Origin of the sequence: Pseudomonas danubii (assembly GCF_042980055.1) — a bacterium.
Lineage (GTDB): Bacteria > Pseudomonadota > Gammaproteobacteria > Pseudomonadales > Pseudomonadaceae > Aquipseudomonas > Aquipseudomonas danubii.
On record NZ_CP116502.1, the window covers coordinates 3,871,711 to 3,887,900 of the forward strand.

General features: G+C 63.6%; 17 protein-coding genes. 7 read left to right on the plus strand and 10 right to left on the minus strand.

Annotation, left to right across the window (positions count from 1 at the left end; translation table 11 throughout):
* Positions 1-47: 47 nt before the first annotated feature.
* Both PFZ56_RS17970 and PFZ56_RS17975 read right to left on the minus strand, forming a co-directional pair.
* Positions 48-713, minus strand: a complete 666-nt coding sequence (locus PFZ56_RS17970) for a suppressor of fused domain protein (RefSeq protein WP_170004439.1) — start codon at positions 711-713, stop codon at positions 48-50.
* Positions 714-764: 51 nt separating this feature from the next.
* Entirely contained in the window at positions 765-1,514 is a 750-nt protein-coding gene (locus tag PFZ56_RS17975; RefSeq protein WP_170004441.1) for an NAD-dependent deacylase, read from the minus strand.
* Between the two features lie 180 nt (positions 1,515-1,694).
* Between PFZ56_RS17975 and PFZ56_RS17980 the strand changes: the two genes are divergently transcribed.
* Positions 1,695-2,099, plus strand: a complete 405-nt coding sequence (locus tag PFZ56_RS17980) for a response regulator (RefSeq protein WP_102879882.1) — start codon at positions 1,695-1,697, stop codon at positions 2,097-2,099.
* 33 nt (positions 2,100-2,132) lie between these two features.
* Here PFZ56_RS17980 and PFZ56_RS17985 read toward each other — a convergent pair whose 3' ends face one another.
* Positions 2,133-3,002, minus strand: coding sequence for an oxaloacetate decarboxylase (locus tag PFZ56_RS17985; RefSeq protein WP_102864306.1), 870 nt, complete (start codon positions 3,000-3,002; stop codon positions 2,133-2,135).
* Positions 3,003-3,440: 438 nt separating this feature from the next.
* On the opposite strand from PFZ56_RS17985, the gene PFZ56_RS17990 reads away from it, so the two are divergent.
* Positions 3,441-4,568: a saccharopine dehydrogenase NADP-binding domain-containing protein gene (locus PFZ56_RS17990; RefSeq protein WP_170004442.1), complete on the plus strand. Its 1,128-nt coding sequence runs from the start codon at positions 3,441-3,443 to the stop codon at positions 4,566-4,568.
* Between the two features lie 7 nt (positions 4,569-4,575).
* Here PFZ56_RS17990 and PFZ56_RS17995 read toward each other — a convergent pair whose 3' ends face one another.
* The 3 genes from PFZ56_RS17995 to PFZ56_RS18005 form a co-directional block, all read right to left on the minus strand.
* Positions 4,576-5,901, minus strand: a complete 1,326-nt coding sequence (locus tag PFZ56_RS17995) for a hypothetical protein (protein WP_170004444.1) — start codon at positions 5,899-5,901, stop codon at positions 4,576-4,578.
* Positions 5,902-6,018: 117 nt separating this feature from the next.
* Positions 6,019-6,966 (minus strand): sensor domain-containing diguanylate cyclase, encoded by a 948-nt coding sequence (locus PFZ56_RS18000; protein WP_170004446.1) that lies wholly within the window; start codon positions 6,964-6,966, stop codon positions 6,019-6,021.
* 3 nt (positions 6,967-6,969) lie between these two features.
* On the minus strand, positions 6,970-7,959 hold the full coding sequence (locus PFZ56_RS18005; protein WP_102864310.1) for a response regulator: 990 nt from the start codon (positions 7,957-7,959) through the stop codon (positions 6,970-6,972).
* Between the two features lie 709 nt (positions 7,960-8,668).
* Here PFZ56_RS18005 and PFZ56_RS18010 point away from each other — a divergent pair.
* Positions 8,669-9,205, plus strand: a complete 537-nt coding sequence (locus tag PFZ56_RS18010) for a DUF4174 domain-containing protein (protein WP_102879878.1) — start codon at positions 8,669-8,671, stop codon at positions 9,203-9,205.
* A 64-nt stretch (positions 9,206-9,269) separates the two neighbouring features.
* Here the strand turns inward: PFZ56_RS18010 and PFZ56_RS18015 are convergent, their stop codons facing one another.
* The gene (locus PFZ56_RS18015; RefSeq protein ID WP_110595817.1) at positions 9,270-10,460 is read right to left on the minus strand and encodes an aspartate aminotransferase family protein; all 1,191 of its coding nucleotides are present in this window, start codon (positions 10,458-10,460) and stop codon (positions 9,270-9,272) included.
* A gap of 101 nt (positions 10,461-10,561) precedes the next feature.
* On the opposite strand from PFZ56_RS18015, the gene PFZ56_RS18020 reads away from it, so the two are divergent.
* Positions 10,562-11,509: a LysR family transcriptional regulator gene (locus PFZ56_RS18020; RefSeq protein WP_102864313.1), complete on the plus strand. Its 948-nt coding sequence runs from the start codon at positions 10,562-10,564 to the stop codon at positions 11,507-11,509.
* Here the strand turns inward: PFZ56_RS18020 and PFZ56_RS18025 are convergent.
* Genes PFZ56_RS18025 through PFZ56_RS18035 form a run of 3 tightly spaced genes read right to left on the minus strand, consistent with a single transcriptional unit; the run spans position 11,461 to position 13,230 of the window.
* Positions 11,461-11,967 carry an NUDIX hydrolase gene (locus PFZ56_RS18025; RefSeq protein ID WP_102879876.1) on the minus strand — a complete coding sequence of 169 codons (507 nt, stop codon included), beginning with the start codon at positions 11,965-11,967 and terminating at the stop codon, positions 11,461-11,463. The genes PFZ56_RS18020 and PFZ56_RS18025 overlap by 49 nt on opposite strands.
* An 8-nt stretch (positions 11,968-11,975) precedes the next feature.
* On the minus strand, positions 11,976-12,683 hold the full coding sequence (locus PFZ56_RS18030; RefSeq protein WP_110595815.1) for an NUDIX hydrolase: 708 nt from the start codon (positions 12,681-12,683) through the stop codon (positions 11,976-11,978).
* A 1-nt stretch (position 12,684) separates the two neighbouring features.
* The gene (locus PFZ56_RS18035; RefSeq protein ID WP_170004448.1) at positions 12,685-13,230 is read right to left on the minus strand and encodes an adenylyltransferase/cytidyltransferase family protein; all 546 of its coding nucleotides are present in this window, start codon (positions 13,228-13,230) and stop codon (positions 12,685-12,687) included.
* A 183-nt stretch (positions 13,231-13,413) separates the two neighbouring features.
* Between PFZ56_RS18035 and PFZ56_RS18040 the strand changes: the two genes are divergently transcribed.
* The 3 genes from PFZ56_RS18040 to nadE are packed head-to-tail and all read left to right on the plus strand — an operon-like array spanning position 13,414 to position 16,180.
* On the plus strand, positions 13,414-14,061 hold the full coding sequence (locus PFZ56_RS18040) for an isochorismatase family protein (RefSeq protein ID WP_110595813.1): 648 nt from the start codon (positions 13,414-13,416) through the stop codon (positions 14,059-14,061).
* A gap of 9 nt (positions 14,062-14,070) precedes the next feature.
* The gene (pncB, locus tag PFZ56_RS18045) at positions 14,071-15,300 is read left to right on the plus strand and encodes a nicotinate phosphoribosyltransferase (RefSeq protein WP_060838784.1); all 1,230 of its coding nucleotides are present in this window, start codon (positions 14,071-14,073) and stop codon (positions 15,298-15,300) included.
* A gap of 1 nt (position 15,301) precedes the next feature.
* Positions 15,302-16,180, plus strand: coding sequence for an ammonia-dependent NAD(+) synthetase (gene nadE, locus PFZ56_RS18050; RefSeq protein WP_170004451.1), 879 nt, complete (start codon positions 15,302-15,304; stop codon positions 16,178-16,180).
* Positions 16,181-16,190: the final 10 nt, after the last annotated feature.

A 16,190-nucleotide genomic window follows, 5' to 3' on the forward strand; every position in this document is an offset into this window, starting at 1 on the left:
TGGAAAAATGACGATCCGTCACGGTCGCGGTGAATTTTCATCGAGCCTCAGCAGACACTGGCCCGTGCCGGGTCCATCACTGGCGAGGCTCCGGTCTGGGCCAGGCGTTGCTGCAGGGCCGGATACCCCGCGCTCTGGCCCCAGGCGTGTTCGTCCAGGGTCAGGCCGACGATCTGCAGGAATTCGAAGCGTCCGCTCAGCAATTGATGAGGCCCGGCAAAGGCCGGCGCGGGAATGAACAGCAATGCCTGCAACAGGCTGTCACCGCCGTCGATGGGTTGCCCGGTACGCATGCGGTCCCATTCGTCCAGCGGCGGCTGTTCGCCGAAACGGCCGGCGGCCAATAGCAGTTGATAGGCGCAGAACTTGCGCAGCAGGCGCAGGGCCCAGGGCGCCTGCTCAGGGGTTTCCAGCAGCAGTTCCTGGCCCATGCCGGACTCGCCGTCGGCCTCGGGTTGCGCATCTTCCCAGGCATTGGACAGCCCTGAGGTGACATACAGCCAACTGCTGCGCGTGGCAGTGGGAGGTGACTCGAAGACCCCGTGGCTGAGCCAGCGCGGGTCGACCGCGGTCTGGCCAAAGACCTCGCTGAACAGTGTCATGTCCAGCGGGTAGATACCCGGGCCCAGGTCGCCGAACAGCGCCGGGTAGAGTTGTTCTTCTCGTTGTGCCCAGGCGGCTTCAAACCATGAAGAGTCGGGGGATTGCGGCATGTGAAAGCGTCCTTGAACAGAAACGGCGGCTCGGCTTGAACCGCCAGAAAATCAGGCAAAGGCCTGGCGCAGCAATTGCGGCAGAATCTCTCCGGCCTTGCCCACCAGGCTGTATTCCTCAGGCTTCGTACAGGCCTGGGGCTGCGGGTTGATGTGCACCACGCAGGCACCTTGCTCCAGCGCCAGTTGGGGGATCTGCGCCGCCGGCTGCACCAGACCCGAGGTGCCTACCGACAACAGCAGGTCGCATTCGCCTGCCGCTTTGAATGCCTCCTTGAGGATGTGCGGTGGCAGGGCTTCGCCGAACCACACCACCCCGGGGCGGATCTTGCCGTTGCAGCCGGTGCAACGGGGGGGCTCCAGGCTGCAACCCTGCTCCGGCAACAGGGGTTCTGGCAGTTCGCCGCTGAAGGGGCGGTTGCAGGCGAAGCACTTGGGGTGGTGCAGGCTGCCGTGCAGGTGCAGCACCGAGGGGCTGCCGGCGCGCTCGTGCAGGTCATCGACATTCTGGGTGATCAGGGTCAGGCGCGGTACGCGTCGGGCCAGTTCGGCAATCGCCAGGTGGGCCGGGTTGGGTCGGGCCTGGAGCACTTTCATGCGGCGCCATTCATACCAGCCCCAGACCAGCGCCGGGTCCTCGCGAAAGGCTTGGGGCGTGGCCAGCCGCGCCGGGTCGAAGTTCTCCCACAACCCGGTCAGGGCGTCGCGAAAGGTCGGGATGGCGCTTTCGGCCGAGACTCCGGCGCCACTGAATACCACCAGGTGTCGGGCCTGGGCCAGGCGTTGGGGATCGAACTCCATGGATGACCTGTCTCCCTTGTTACGCTGATATCGGGGTCGCATTATCGCCAGCCGCTTCGGACCTGTCCGAAAAAAACACTGCGGGCGCATCGGGAATGAATTTATCGTCAAGCCGCCGCTCATAACTCTTGTCAGCGGTCCTGTCCGTAGAGTCCTCAAACCTTCAGGGAGTGTTACCCCATGTACCCAGCCTCGTCCGTCAACCCAGACGCCACCTCCCGTTTGATCCTGGTGGTGGAGGATGAACCGACGGTGCTGGAGTTCCTGTGCGAGATTCTGCAGGACGAGGGGTTTGCCACCGAGGCCATGGAGAGTGCCGACCGGGCCTGGGAGTTCCTGCAACAACATGCCGCGGACGTGGCCCTGCTGCTGACCGATATCACCATGCCCGGCCGGCTCAATGGCGCCAGCCTGAGCAACCTGTGCGGTGAGCACTGGCCGTCGCTGCCCATTGTGGTCATGTCGGGTTTCGAGACCCCCGAGAGTTCCGGGGTGCGTTATCCGGTGTCCTTCATTCGCAAGCCCTGGACCATCGGGCAGATCCTCGACTGCGTGGAAGGCGCGCTGAAATCGGCCCAGGGTTGAGGCGTTGCGCCTCACCCCGGCCCATCGCCGGTGTTACTCCTTGACGCTCATGAACTCCTTGGCCCAGACGATGTAGTCCTCGGGCTGGGTGTAGGTATGAGCCAGTTCGGTGGCACTCAGGTCCGAGGCCTGGGTGAAGATCTGCCGCTGTTCCCGCAGGCAATCGTAAGTGGCCTTGATCGCGGCGAAGTAGGCGGCGTGGCCGTCCACCACGATTTTCACTCCCAGCTCCGCCAGGCGTGCGTCGTCGCGCAGGGCCGGGTTGCCGTAGGTCACCAGCATCAGCGGCACACTCAGGTGCTCGGAGATCTGCTCCAGCTGTTCGAAGTCACGAATACCCACCATGCAGATGGCGTCGGCGCCGGCACGCTGATACTGCTGGGTGCGGCTGATGATTTCCTGCACCGGGAGAATCCCGGCGTTGGTCCGGGCGATGATCGCCAGTTCGTTATCGACCCGGGCTTCCAGGGCGGCGCGGATCTTGCCGACGCCTTCGGCAACGCCAATCAGGTCGGTGGATTTACGCCCGAACTGGGCCGGCAGCAGGGTGTCTTCGATGGTCAGCGCGGCGATGCCGGCACGCTCCAGCTCAACCACGGTGCGCATCACGTTGAGGGCGTTGCCGTAGCCATGGTCGGCATCGGCGATCACCGGTAACTGGGCCACGCGGCCGATGCGGGTGGCCTGTTCGGCGAATTCGCTGAGGGTGATCAGGGCGAAGTCAGGGGCCGCCAGCACTTGCAGCGAAGCCACGGAGCCACCCAGGATGCCCACTTCAAAACCCAGGTCGGCGGCGATACGGGCAGACATCGGGTCGAACACGGAAGCGGTGTGGTAGCAGGAGTTGGAAGCGATCAGTTCACGGAAACCGCGGCGCAAATCTTGATGGGAAAGCCTGGACATAACAGCTCCGAGATAGGATCGAGAGATCGACCTTGAGGTCGAGTCAGATTTTGCAATCAGTTCCCTTGGCGAGCCGATGATTGAAGGGCTCACAGCGAAACGTTAGTTGGGCAGATGAAGGTGAAGCAAAGGGGGGTAACAAGGCGTCTGGGTCTCACTCGGTTGCGTGAACCGGCAAGTTTATTATGCGAAGCCGACATAGCGGGACGAGGCTAACACGCTCCAAGGCCCGAGTTGATGAGGAATTTGCATAGCATTATGCCGGACCGGCATTGGCATTTTTTTTCTAACTGAATATTACGACGCTTCGCCGAGGGTGGTTGAGGAGGCCGCCGCAGGCAACCGGGGGCTTGTCGATCCCTGGCAAATCCACCAAGCTGCCGCGCCTCGAATGGCAGCTTGGCAGCTGCGTAATGGCTTGGTTCAAGGATGCAGGTAATGACGCTCAGGGTGTTGGTGGTCGGTGGTTATGGCAATTTCGGCAGCATCGTCTGCCGCTATCTGATCCAGACGCCCGGGGTGCATCTGCTGATTTCCGGGCGTGACCCGCGCAAGCTCGCGGCCAAGGTTCAGGCGCTGCAAGCCGAGGCTGGACAGCCCTGCGAAGGCTGGTGCGGCGATGCCATGGGCCCGCAGTGGGTGCCGGCGCTCAAGGCCCTGGATGTGCATTGGGTGATCCACACCGCAGGGCCGTTCCAGGGCCAGTCCTACGCGGTGGCCCAGGGCTGCATCGAGGCAGGGGTCAACTACTGCGACCTGGCCGACTGCCGCCAGTTCGTGCGCGGTATCGGCACCCTGGATGAAGCGGCTCGGGCCGCCGGGGTGACTCTCCTCAGCGGGTGTAGTTCGGTGCCGACCTTGTCGACGGCGATCATCGATGAGCACCGTGAGCGGTTCTCCCGCATCGATCGGATCGAGCACGGTATTTCCTCCTCGGCGAAAATGCCCGGCTTGTCCACCATCCAGGGTGTACTGGCCTACGCCGGCCGGCCGATCCTGCAACTCAAGGACGGCCAGCCGCTCCCGGTGATCGGCTGGCAGGGCCTGACCTTGCGCAAGCTGCCCAGGCTGGGCACGCGGCTGGTGGCCAATGTCGATGTACCGGACCTGGACCTGTTCGCCGAGCGTTATGGCGCCCACACCTTGAGCTTCAAGGCGGGTGCCGGGCTGAAGATCGCCGGGCTGGCCAACGCTCTGCTGGCCCAGGCGGTGAAGCTCGGGCTGATCGCCGACCCGGCGCCTTGGGCTGCGCGTCTGCATCGTTGCGGCACTTGGTTTGAAGGTTTCGGCGACGGCCTCAGTGCCATGTACGTGGACGTGCATGGCCTGGGCCAGGACGGTCAGCCGCTGTCGATGTACGCGCAGTTGACCGCCACCCACGATCACGGCCCGGAGATCCCCAGTTGCGCTGCGGTGGCCCTGGTGCACAAGCTGCTGGCCGGCCATGTGCCGGTCTCGGGGGCGCGCTCCAGTGCTGGCGAGGTCAGTGTCGAGGAGTACCTGCGGGCGATCGATGATCCGGATCACCTGCAACTGCAGGTGAGTTTCTCGCGCCCGCCGGTTTAAAACCCACTCACCACAGCAGGGGCTTGGCGAAGTCCTTCCAGAACAGCCAGCGCCGCAGTTCGTGGTGCTCGCCGGTGCCGATCTGCCAGTCCGGTCGTCCGCTATCCAGGGCGATCTGGACGATGATCCCGGCATAGCTCGCGGCCACCAGGGTCTTGCCGTCGACGCTGATGTCCATGGCGGTGAGGGTCGAGCCGATGTAGTGCTGCCAGCGCTCTTCGCCGGTTTCACTGATGGCCCGCAGGTAACCGTAGGCGTCGCCGATGATGAACTCGTCGCCCCGTGACGCAGCGGCATACACCCGGGCGCCTTCTTGCAGCACCGGGGTGCGCGGGTCGTCGCTGTAGAAGTCGGTGGAGAGCCCCGGCAGGTCGGCTACCGCCACCCCCACGCTGGCGCCGCCATAGAAGTGGCAAGCATTGAGCAGCAGGCGGTCGCCGCGCTGGTTGAAGTGAGCGAAGTGCGGGTACTCGCTGGCGGGGCCGATCTGCGCGACCTGCTGCAACCTTGCATCGAACACCAGGTGCATCCCGCTTTGCTCGCCGATGGCGATCCACTGGCCATCGGGCGACACCGCGCCATGTTCCATGCTCAGGCCGATGCTCAGGTCTTCGGCGGCGACGCCGTCGGCCAGGTCCTGCTGGATGTCCTCAAGGCTGCGCAGCAGGCGGGTGGCGCCATCGGCAGCCAGGACGAAGATGCCGTCGGCACTCACCAGCAGCACCCGGCGCCCGTCGGGGAAAGGGATCAGGCTGGTGGCAGAGGGGCGTCCGCTGTCTTCAAGCTCCAGACCTGCCGGCAGGCCGGCGTGAGGGGCGGGCCAGGGAAAGCTGGCCACCTGAGGCCCATTCCAGCCGTCAGTGACCTGGATGCCGTCGGCCCGGCCCCAGGCGAAGTAACGCCGCTGCGGGCACATGCCGAAGCACTCCACCTGCTCCAGGGTCTGGATCCGCGCATCGTCGATATGCACCACGAAGCCGGCCTCGTAGGGCGCGCCGATGCGTGCCAGCAGGCTACCGTCCGGCAACAGGGCCAGGGTCGGAATCATCCGCCCCTGGCTTTCCAGGCGCGGCGTCAGTGGGAAGTGTGCCGGCGGCCAGTCCTGGCGGAACGCCTGGCGCGCGGCCTCATCATGGGGGCGCTGATTGCTCGCTTCCAGGGCCGCTTGCCAGTCCTGCAACAGGTGCTCGGTATCGGGCATGTTCGGCTCCTTCAAGCCCTTCCAGCCCTCGCGGGTGCCGGTTTCGACATAGTGGTTGATGTCGCGGGCATAGGTCAGCACGGCTTGCTGCCATTGCTGTTGCGGGGACAGGTTCGAATTCGACTGGGACATGCGCGCAGGACTCCTTGTGGCGCTGGAAAAGGCGTAGCAGACCGGGGGATGGACCGGAAAAGCGCGCAGTTTATCCCTTGGCGGTGGCTTTTTTTCAAGGGGCCGGAGCGCCCCTGTTCAAGGCGCGTAGGTGCTGACCCGATTGCGCCCGGCGTGCTTGGAGGCGTACAGCGCCTGGTCGGCCCACTCGATCAGGCAACGGTGGTCCCGGGCCGGACGGTCGAGGCAGGCGATGCCCAGGCTGATGGTGAAGGCGATGGCCTGGCCGTTGTGGATCACCTGTTGTGCTTCCACCGACTGGCGCAGGCGCTCGGCCAGGGTGTGGGCACCGGCCAGATCGGTGTGGGGCAGGAGGATGGCGAACTCTTCGCCGCCATAACGCCCGGCCACATCGCTGTCGCGCACATGCTCGTGGATCAGTTGCGACACGCGTTTGATCACCGCGTCGCCGGCCTGGTGCCCGTAGCGATCATTGATCGACTTGAAGTGGTCGATGTCCAGCATCAGCAGGGCAATGGCGTTGCCGTGGCGGCTGTATTCGAACGCCAGGCGCTGTTCCCAGTGGCCACGGTTGAACAGCTGGGTCAGGTGGTCGACGCGTGACAGGTGCTGCAACTGCTGGTTGGCCTTCTGCAGCGCCAGGCTGTTGATCGCCACGTCGGTGAGGTCGTAGATCACCAGGCAGACATGATGGATCTCGCTGTTGGACGAACGCAGCGGCAGCAGCGTGGTGTTCTGGTACATGAACTCGCCCTGGCCGGTAATCGGTTGGTAATTGTTGAAATGCACCAGGTACGGCCGCTGCTTCCAGATGGTAAAGGCCGGTGTGCCCAGGGCCACCACACGCCCGACCTTGCGGGTGAACCAGGGTCGCTCGACCTCGGGGAACAGCTCGAAAAAGGACTGGTCGATGGCCTGCTTGGAGGGCACGCCGGAGCGGTTCTCCATGAAGCTGTTCCACACCTGGACCTGGCACTCCAGATCAAGCACCACGATCCCCACATCGATGCTCTGGACCACCGCCAGCAGCCAGTGCAGTTCACTGAAATCCATTCGTTTGGGCATGGCTCAATTCATCAGGTAGGCGAGCTTCTGTTCCAGCAAGGCCATGGAGCTCTCGGTGAACAGCAGCAACAGGTCGAAGTGGATGTTCTGTTCTTCCAGGCTGTAGCTGATCTCCACCGCTTGGGTCCTGTTCCAGCGTTGCTGGTTGAGCACGATCAATTCATCGATGGTGGTGTGTTCGCCCAGCACCTGGGGATGACCCACGGAAAAGAACACATCTAACTGCTCGGCAATGCTGCTCAAGCAGGCACCGATCAACACGCTGGACAGGTCGATCAGCACTTCCATTTCCTGATAGGGATCGGTGCCCTGTTCCATCAGTTGGGCGATGTCGGCCACTTCCGAGTCGTAGAACATCAGCAGCGCTTCGCCGGCAATGCCGCTGCCGATATAGCTCTGGCAGATGGCAGTCAGTTGCCGGGCGCGATTGGCATCGGCCAGGAGCATCTGCAGTTCGCCGGCCTCCAGCACATTGACGTGAGGGATCGGCAGGTGCACGAACACGTCCAGGACCTTGGCGATCAGCGCCGCGGCGTAGCCCATGGAGACGTTGACGGTTTCCCGGAACGCGTCGCGAAAGGTCACCAGGGGTGGCGGCGACAGGGGGGCGACGGGGGATGCGCCAGGGCTGTCCAGCAGTTGCAGTTCGTTGAGCAGTGCGCGCAACTGCTGGGGATCGAAGGGCTTCTTCAGGAAGGCCCGGGCCCCCAGTTCGCGGGTGCGACGGACCGCTTCTTCCTGGACGTCGCCGGAGATGACGATGATCTGTGCGTCGATGCCTTCTTCCTGCACCGCACTCAAGACCTGGTAGCCGTCCATCACCGGCATGGTCAGGTCCAGCAACGCCACCTTGCCCAGCCCCCGGCGCAGGGCTTCCAGGCCTTCGCGGCCGTTGCAGGCCTGGGTCACGGACACCCGCCACTCGCTGGGCAAGGTCCGCAGCACCTGCTTGCGGGCCATGCTCGAGTCATCGCAGACGAGGAGAGGGATCATCGGGGTCGGACGCTCATTCGAAAAAACCGCCGTTGGATAACGTTCAGGAATGTAACGAGTTGCCGCGCAATAAGGGTGGTGTAACGGGCTGTCCGTGCCGCGCCGCACTATAGTTCGGTCGGCAATGGAAGAACAAGTCGGCGTTCATTGAGTTATTTGTTCCAGATCATTGTTCTGTGCATTGAACTGCAGAGCGAGTTGCAACTTTCGGCTGATATCAGCCTGTGCCTCGATGCGTTGTTCCCTTTGCATTGCTGGGTGAGTTCAGCGAGATGCTGAAAGCATCGAAAGCCCTGATATAGAAGGGTTGTTAAAGGTCATTGAGCCGTTGTGCCTGTTTTCTGGCGTTTGCAAAATGACACTTTGCAAGCAACTTTAAAAGGCTGCCGTTCAATACGCTTGATGTACGAGCTGGTCAGGGACGGTGGTATGAAAGACGGCATATTCTGCTGCCGGAGGAGGGCGTGAAAGTTTCGGCGCAACCGCTGTTCCGATATTCCGTACAGCCCGCTTATATGCAACAAAACCTTACCGTGGAATGCACTTCGATGATCGCTGCCAACCCTGTAGCCCTTGTTTCCCGCCGCCTATAGACCACGAGGCGCAGGCCCGGCCGGCCGGGCAAAAAAATGTCAGATTTTGAGTCCCGGCCTGGACCTTTTCCTGCAATGCGCAATCATTACTGCGTGGAAAACATAAGGAGAGACGCATGTTCATTCGGTCATTGACCCTCGCTACTCTGCTCGCTGTCGCCGGCCCGGTCCTGGCGGCCGACAACGACGGCCCATTGGCTCAGGACCTGGGCAAGTCACGGCCATTGATCGTGATCGCCCCCAGCACCGTGGACCCGACCCTGGTGAGCCTGAAGAAGTCCCTGGATGAGCCGGCGACCCGTCAAGCCTTCAACGAACGCAACATGGTCCTGTACACGGTGATCAACACCATCGGCCAGCGCGATGGCAAGGACATCGACCCGCAATCCACCATGGCCCTGATCCGCAGCCTCAAGCTGGGGGCGGGGGCCCAGACCAAGGTGATCCTGGTGGGCAAGGACGGCGAGAAAAAGCTCGAGCACTCCGGAAGCATCGAGCTCAAGGAAGTCTTCAGCGCGGTCGACCAGTTGCCGGCGGCGGAGAAACAGGCCGCGGCTCCAGCTCCGGCTCCCGAGCCGGAAGCCAAACCGGCCAATGCCAAGGCCGGCAAGGCGACCAAGCCGGCGGCGGCGCCCAAGCCGCTGGACGACTGAATTGCATAGCCGGCTAGCCCGGGGCAGGCGCTGCGCGCCCCGGAACTTGCCCAGCGTCATCGCGTCAGCCGTGGCGCGATGTCAGCGCCTCGAGGGTTTGGCGCAGCCCGTCGACGATCATCTCCACTTCTGCGGCATCGATCACCAAGGGGGGCAGCAGGCGGATGGTCGTGCCCCGGGTGACATTGATCAGCAGGCCATGATCACGGGCGGCGATCTGCACCAACTGCTGGGCCGGCTGCACCAGCTCGATACCCACCATCAGCCCCAGCCCGCGAATCTCGCGTACCGCCGGATGTCCCGCCAGCTCCTCCCGCAACCGACCTAGCAACTGGGCGCCGCGTTGCTCGGCGTTAGTCAGCAACTGCTGTTCCTCGATGATGTCCAGTACGGTGCAGGCCGCCCGGCAGGCCAGGGGATTGCCGCCGAAGGTACTGCCATGGCTGCCTGGGGTGAACAGTTCGGCGGCCTTGCCCCGGGCCAGGCAGGCACCGATGGGAATGCCATTGCCCAGGCCCTTGGCCAGGGTCATCACGTCCGGTACCACGCCTTCGTGCTGACAGGCGAACCAGCGCCCGGTGCGGCCGATACCGCTCTGGATCTCGTCGAGCATCAGCAGCCAGTTGCGCCGGGTGCACAGCTCACGCACGGCCTTGAGGTAGCCGGGCGCAGCCAGCTGGATGCCGCTTTCACCCTGGATCGGCTCCATCAGCACCGCGCTGATGCGCGGACCGTGCTTGGCAACGACCGATTCCAGGGCGGCCAGATCGCCGAACGGCACCTTGAGAAAACCGTCCGGTAGCTGGCCGTAGCCCAGGCGCACTGCCGGGCCGTCGCTGGCGGCCAGGGTGGCCAGGGTCCGGCCATGAAAGGCGTTTTCCATGACCACCACCAGGGGCTGCTCGATGCCTTTGTGCCAGGCGTGCAGGCGCGCCAGCTTGAGGGCGGTTTCATTGGCTTCGGCCCCGGAATTGTTGAAGAACACCCGTTCCATGCCACTCAGTTGGGTCAGTTTGGCGGCCAGTTGCTGCTGCCAGTGGATGTCATAGAGGTTGGAACTGTGCAGCAGCAGGCCGGCCTGTTCGCGGATGGCGCTGACCAGGCGTGGATGAGAGTGGCCGATACCGGTCACCGCGACTCCGGCGATGGCGTCCAGGTACTCACGCCCGGTCTGGTCCCAGAGGCGGCTGCCCAGGCCCTTGCAGAAGCTCAGGGCGAGGGGCTGGTAGGTGCTCATCAGGCAGGCGGCGGTCATGGCGGGCGACTCCATCTCAGGGGGTGTGCTGCCAGTATCGTTAGCCATTCAGGCTAGATAAACTCGCCATTTCTTTAATCATCTTGAAGTCAGGGTTGATAATGGATCTGTTCCAGGCGATGTCGGTGTACGTCAAGGTGGTGGAGGCGGGAAACATGACGGCCGCCGCCCGGGAATGCGCAATGTCCACCACCATGGTGGGCAATCACCTGCGGGCCCTGGAGCAGCGCCTTGGGGTGCGCCTGCTCAACCGCACGACGCGACGCCAGCGCCTTACCGAATTCGGCACCGAGTACTACCAGCGTTGTCTGGCGGTTCTGGGCCTGGTAGCGGACTCCGAGCGCCTGGCGGAGCAGGCTCAAGGCGAGCCCTCCGGCACCTTGCGCATCACCGCGCCGCTGACCTTCGGCACCGAGCGCCTGGCTCCGGCCCTGAGCGAGTTCCGGGAGCGCTGTCCGCAGGTCAAGGTGGAACTGACCCTGGCCAATCAGCGTTTCGACTTGAGCGACGGCGCCTTCGATGTGGCCGTGCGCCTGGGCAACCTGGACAACTCAGCGCTGATTGCCCGGCCGCTGCAGGATTACACCCTGACCATCTGCGCCGCTCCGGAGTACCTGGAGCGTTGCGGCACCCCGCAGGTTCCCGAAGATCTGCAGCAGCACAACTGCCTGGCATTTGCCTACCCGGCCGGTGACGAGTGGAGCTCCACCGCCACCCAATGGCCGTTGCGCGGGCCCGAGGGGGATGTGCTGATTCCGGTGTCCGGCTCGTTGCTGACCAACACCTCGTCCGGGTTGCACCGGGCGGCGCGGGGTGGGCTGGGGCTGGTGATGATGCCCGATGCGCTGGTGGAGGAGGACCTGCAGCAGGGCCGGCTGGTGCCGGTGCTGCAGGATTATCAGTTGCCGTTTCGGACGATGCACCTGCTGTATGCCCAGGACCGCTATCGTCTGCCCAAGCTGCGCAGCTTTGTCGACTTCGCCCTAGAGAAGTGGGGGCGTCAGGCCGACTCGGCGGCCAGCAACATCATTGCTGCCGACAGGGTGTGACCGTCGGTGATCTGGCCGGCGGCGATCATCGCCAGCAACTCCTGGCGGCTGACCCACAGTACATGGTCCACCTCGCCATCGGTGGCGGCGCTCTGCTGGTCGGCGATCTCGACCTGACACACCGCCACCGCGCTGGCGATCAGCGAAGTGTTGCTGTGCAGCAAGCCCAGTTGGCGGACCTGCGATGCCTGCCAGCCAGTCTCTTCCAGCAGTTCCCGGGCTGCGGCGTCACAGGCGCTTTCCCCGGCATCGATGGCGCCCCGGGGAAACTCGATGGACTGGCCGCCAATGGCCCGGCGTTTGAGGTCAACCAGCATCAGCCGGCCATCGGCCAGGGTCGGCACGGCCACCACGCCGTTTACCGCCTGGGCTTCCTTGATGATGAAGTAGCCGTTTTCGCGGACCACCTTGAAGTACGGGGTTTGCAGCAGGCACTGGCTTTCGGTGACGGAACTCATGGGCGGCATTACTCCAGAAAACAACGATCGAACAGGTACAACTCGGTGGGTTTGAGGCTTTCCACTGTGGCCTGAGGGCGGCCGCCATCGCCGCTTTTCTTGCGCCCGGTTTCCTGCAGGTAACCGGCCTCGCTCATCTTCAGCAGGCGCTGGCGGATGCTGGTCTTGAGCACTGGCCGCTGCAGCACCAGGGAGAAGATGCTCACCGCCTCGGGGGCGCTGAATTCCTGGCCGAGAAACATCAGCGGCAGGCTGCTGTACAGGGATTTGGAAAACAGTCGCTCCCGTGTCTGGGCTACCAGGCTGTTGTGGTCGAAAGGCAGTTTGAAGGCGCCGCTGGCTACGTCCGCGAGGGCAAAGAAACCCTGCTGCGGGCCGGGCTGCACCGGGTCGCTGACGATTCCCAGGTAAAAGGTCGAGGACGACCAGCAGCGCGGATCGCGGAAGGCGTCGCCGACGGTGCCCACCTGTTCCAGCCAGGCCAGGGGCATGTCCACTTTGCTTGAACGGCGCAGGCGTTCCACCGCGTCATTCAGGCTGCGGTCCTCGACATCGCCGTTGACCACGATGCCCGGCAGTGCCCAGTGTCCGGCGAATGGCTCGCTGTCCCGTTGGTGAAGGAGAATTTCCAGCTCGCAGCGCTCGCGGTTGTAGCGCAGCAGGCACAGGTCGATGGTGTGCAGGTAGGCGCTGGGGAGGGTGGTGCGATCGTGCATATCAACTTCCGTGGACGGCGTAGAGGCCGTAGTTTAGCGGATTCATGCCCGGTGCCAGCCATTGGCTGGGCGGTGTTTCGCCGCGGGCCAGGCACTGGCGCAATACGCTGCTGCGGACCCCGGGCTGTTCCTCGATGCAGAGGATGGAAAAGCGTTGCAGCAATTCTTCGCCGCGATGGAACCTGGGCAACTGCCGCGCCACGTCTTCACCCACCACCAGGGCGATGCGCTTGCCGTCCAGGGCCAGGTCGTCGGCCAGGCGTTGCAGCAGAGTGAAGCTGTAGACCGGACCCGGATCGGCCAGGGCCAGCTGCCGCTCCAGGCGGCTGACCGCCAACTCGGCCTGGCACTCGGGCTGCAAGTGCGTGGTGATCGCCTGCAACCAGTTGGCCCGTTGCTCGAAATCGGCCATGCGCTTGCCGTCCGGGTGGCGAAAGCTCGGGACTACCAGTACCCGGCGGGCGTGGCGAGCGGCTTCGAGCATCACCCGGGCGTGTCCGGCGTGGGGCGGGTTGAAGGCGCCGCCATAGAGGGCCAGTTCAAACATCTGCTTTTCCTCGTTTGGTACATGACGTGTACCTTAGCATCGCTTTTGTCGGCGGAGAATCTCCTTTTGCACCTTGTTCTTGCAGATTGATTGAAGATCGATTGATAAAAATAAAATCCATAGGGGCTTGCCATGAAAGTACATGACATGTACTTTGTGCTCCATGCAGAGGAGAGACCCAGCATGAACAGCCAAACGATGAAGACCGCTTCCTTCGATGTCGATGCACAAAAGAGCTTTACCCCGCTGTGCCCGAACGAGTTGCCCGTGGCCGAAGGCGATCGCATCGGCGGCGAGCTGAATTTCATGGCGACCCTGGCCAGCCTGCGCATCGGCAGCAAGGACGCCCACAGCCCCCAGGCTCCCTGGGTGGTGGCCGAGCACGCACAGATGCTCCAGCCCACCGGCCTGGAACACGCCGACCTGACCTGGGTCAGCCACTGCGTACCGGGCACCGCAGGCTTCACCCTGCTGGACGAGTTGCCCACGCCGTACGACTACGACTACTTCGTGTGGAAGGGCGTGGAGCCGGACCTGCACCCCTATGGCGCCTGCTATCACGACCTGCACGGCAAGCTCTCCACCGGGGTCATCGAGTACCTCAACAGCCAGGGCGTGCAACAAGTCATCGTCGGCGGCCTGGCCCTGGATTTCTGCGTCAAGACCACCGCCCTGCAACTGGCCGCCGCCGGCTTCAAGGTGATCATTCACCTGCCGGCCTGTCGCGCCATCAGCGCCGAGGGTGCTACCCAGGCGATCGACGACATGCAACGAGCGGGCATCGCGGTTGCCGCGACCCGCGAAGCAACCGCCAGACTGGCCAAGGCCTGAGGAGTCATCATGGAAAGTGCATTCGACCGTAACAACGGCGTGATTCAGAGCCTGCTGGACACCGACTACTACACCTTCACCATGATGCAGGCGGTGCTGCACCAGCACCCCAATGTCGATGTGGAATACCAGTTCATCGTCCGCTCCAAAGAGTCCCTGGTGCACCTGATCCCCGAGATCCGCCAGGAACTGGAAAAGCTCGCCGGCCTGCAGATGCGCGAAGGCGAACAGCGCTTTTTGTTCAACAAGCGCTTTCGTGAGTACCTGACCCCGGACTTCGAACAGTTCCTCGGCCTGTTCCGCTTCAACCTGCGCTACATCCACGTGGCGGCGGTCGACGGCCAACTGAGCATCCGCGTCCGTGGTCCGATGCTGCACTGCATCATGTTCGAGCAGCCGGTGCTGGCCATGGTCAGCGAGTTGCGCAACCGCGATAAGTACCCCGAGGTGGAGCTTGAGGATGTCACTCGCCGGCTCTATCAGAAGTTCGAATGGCTGGAGAAAAACGCCAGCCGCGACGAACTCGCCGAGTTCCGCGTTTCGGATTTTTCCACCCGCCGGCGCCTGTCGTTCAAGGCCCAGCGCGAAGTGGTGAAGATCATGCGCAGTGATTTCCCTGGGGTCTTTGTCGGCACCAGCAATGCGCACTTGGCCTACGAGTTCGACCTGCCGCTGATCGGCACCATGGCCCACCAGTGGTTGATGGTGCACCAGCAACTGGGGCGGTTGCGGGAGAGCCAGAATGCGGCCCTGGAGAATTGGGTGCACGAGTATCGCGGACGCCTCGGCATCGCCCTGACCGACTGCATCAGCACCGACTTTTTCCTCAAGGACTTCGACCTGTACTTCGCCAAGCTCTACGACGGCCTGCGCCAGGATTCCGGGGACCCGCTGCTCTGGGCCGACAAGGTCCTGGCCCGCTACCGCGAACTGGGCATCGACCCACGGACCAAGGACCTGATGTTCTCCGATGGCCTGAACTTCGAGAAATGCCTGCCGATCCTGCGCCACGTGCGTGGCCAGGCCAGGTTCGGGTTTGGCATGGGCACCAGCCTGGCCTGCGATGTCGAAGGCGTGGAGCCACTGAGCATCGTGATGAAACTGGTGCGGGTGCATGGTGAACCGGTGGTGAAGTTCTCCGACGACCCGATCAAGAACGTTTGTGAAGACCCGTCGTTCCTGCGCTACGCCGCCCAGGTGTTCAACGTCGATCTTGCCCACTCGCCCTTGGAGGCCTGACATGAACAACCAAACTCAGGAACGCATTGCCCGGGAACTGGGCATCGACCGGCAACTGGTGCGTGGTGGCGAGGCCCTGGAAATCGCCCGGCGCGTGGACTTCATTCAGCACGTGCTGCGCGAGTCCGGCTGCACGACCCTGGTGTTGGGCATCAGTGGCGGAGTCGACTCCCTGACGGCCGGCCGCCTGTGCCAGCTGGCGGTGGAGCAACTGCGCGGGGCAGGGCAGGAGGCGCGCTTTATCGCCATGCGCCTGCCCTATAAAAGCCAGGCGGATGAACGCGATGCCCAGGCGTCCCTGGACTTCATTCGCCCGGACAGCGTCAGTACCTGCAACATTGCCGACAGCGTCGATGGAATGATGAATCAGCTACAGATCGAAGGCTTGCAACCCTCGGCGGCCCTCACGGACTTTGCCAAGGGCAACGTCAAGGCCCGAGCGCGGATGATCGCGCAGTACGCCGTGGCCAACTTCAGCAACGGCCTGGTGGTGGGCACCGACCACGGCGCCGAGGCGCTGATGGGCTTCTTCACCAAGTACGGCGACGGCGCCTGCGACCTGGCCCCGCTGTCGGGGTTGACCAAGACCCAGGTACGACTGCTGGCCGACGCCCTTGGCGCTCCTGGCCAACTGGTGCACAAGGCGCCCACCGCGGACCTGGAAGAACTGGCCCCGGGCAAGCTGGATGAAACGGCTTATGGTTGCAGCTACGAAGAAATCGATGCCTACCTGATGGGCGAGCCCGTCACCGACGCAGTGCGCCACCTGATCGAACGTGCCTACCTGCGAACGGCCCACAAACGCGCCTTGCCCCGCACCCCGCCTTATCGGCATGCGTCGAATGACCTCTCCCAGCCGGTCCTGCCCAGCGTCCTGTAGCCGCTGCCGC

Bases quoted from the DNA above. Each gene is read 5' to 3' on its own strand.
- PFZ56_RS17970 (WP_170004439.1), bottom strand. From the start codon at position 713: ATGCCGCAATCCCCCGACTCTTCATGGTTTGAAGCCGCCTGGGCACAA.
- PFZ56_RS18020 (WP_102864313.1), top strand. From the start codon at position 10,562: ATGGATCTGTTCCAGGCGATGTCGGTGTACGTCAAGGTGGTGGAGGCG.
- PFZ56_RS17975 (WP_170004441.1), bottom strand. From the start codon at position 1,514: ATGGAGTTCGATCCCCAACGCCTGGCCCAGGCCCGACACCTGGTGGTA.
- PFZ56_RS18040 (WP_110595813.1), top strand. From the start codon at position 13,414: ATGAACAGCCAAACGATGAAGACCGCTTCCTTCGATGTCGATGCACAA.
- nadE (WP_170004451.1), top strand. From the start codon at position 15,302: ATGAACAACCAAACTCAGGAACGCATTGCCCGGGAACTGGGCATCGAC.
- PFZ56_RS17990 (WP_170004442.1), top strand. From the start codon at position 3,441: ATGACGCTCAGGGTGTTGGTGGTCGGTGGTTATGGCAATTTCGGCAGC.
- PFZ56_RS18005 (WP_102864310.1), bottom strand. From the start codon at position 7,959: ATGATCCCTCTCCTCGTCTGCGATGACTCGAGCATGGCCCGCAAGCAG.
- PFZ56_RS18025 (WP_102879876.1), bottom strand. From the start codon at position 11,967: ATGAGTTCCGTCACCGAAAGCCAGTGCCTGCTGCAAACCCCGTACTTC.
- PFZ56_RS17980 (WP_102879882.1), top strand. From the start codon at position 1,695: ATGTACCCAGCCTCGTCCGTCAACCCAGACGCCACCTCCCGTTTGATC.
- PFZ56_RS17985 (WP_102864306.1), bottom strand. From the start codon at position 3,002: ATGTCCAGGCTTTCCCATCAAGATTTGCGCCGCGGTTTCCGTGAACTG.
- PFZ56_RS17995 (WP_170004444.1), bottom strand. From the start codon at position 5,901: ATGTCCCAGTCGAATTCGAACCTGTCCCCGCAACAGCAATGGCAGCAA.
- PFZ56_RS18030 (WP_110595815.1), bottom strand. From the start codon at position 12,683: ATGCACGATCGCACCACCCTCCCCAGCGCCTACCTGCACACCATCGAC.
- PFZ56_RS18010 (WP_102879878.1), top strand. From the start codon at position 8,669: ATGTTCATTCGGTCATTGACCCTCGCTACTCTGCTCGCTGTCGCCGGC.
- pncB (WP_060838784.1), top strand. From the start codon at position 14,071: ATGGAAAGTGCATTCGACCGTAACAACGGCGTGATTCAGAGCCTGCTG.
- PFZ56_RS18015 (WP_110595817.1), bottom strand. From the start codon at position 10,460: ATGACCGCCGCCTGCCTGATGAGCACCTACCAGCCCCTCGCCCTGAGC.
- PFZ56_RS18035 (WP_170004448.1), bottom strand. From the start codon at position 13,230: ATGTTTGAACTGGCCCTCTATGGCGGCGCCTTCAACCCGCCCCACGCC.
- PFZ56_RS18000 (WP_170004446.1), bottom strand. From the start codon at position 6,966: ATGCCCAAACGAATGGATTTCAGTGAACTGCACTGGCTGCTGGCGGTG.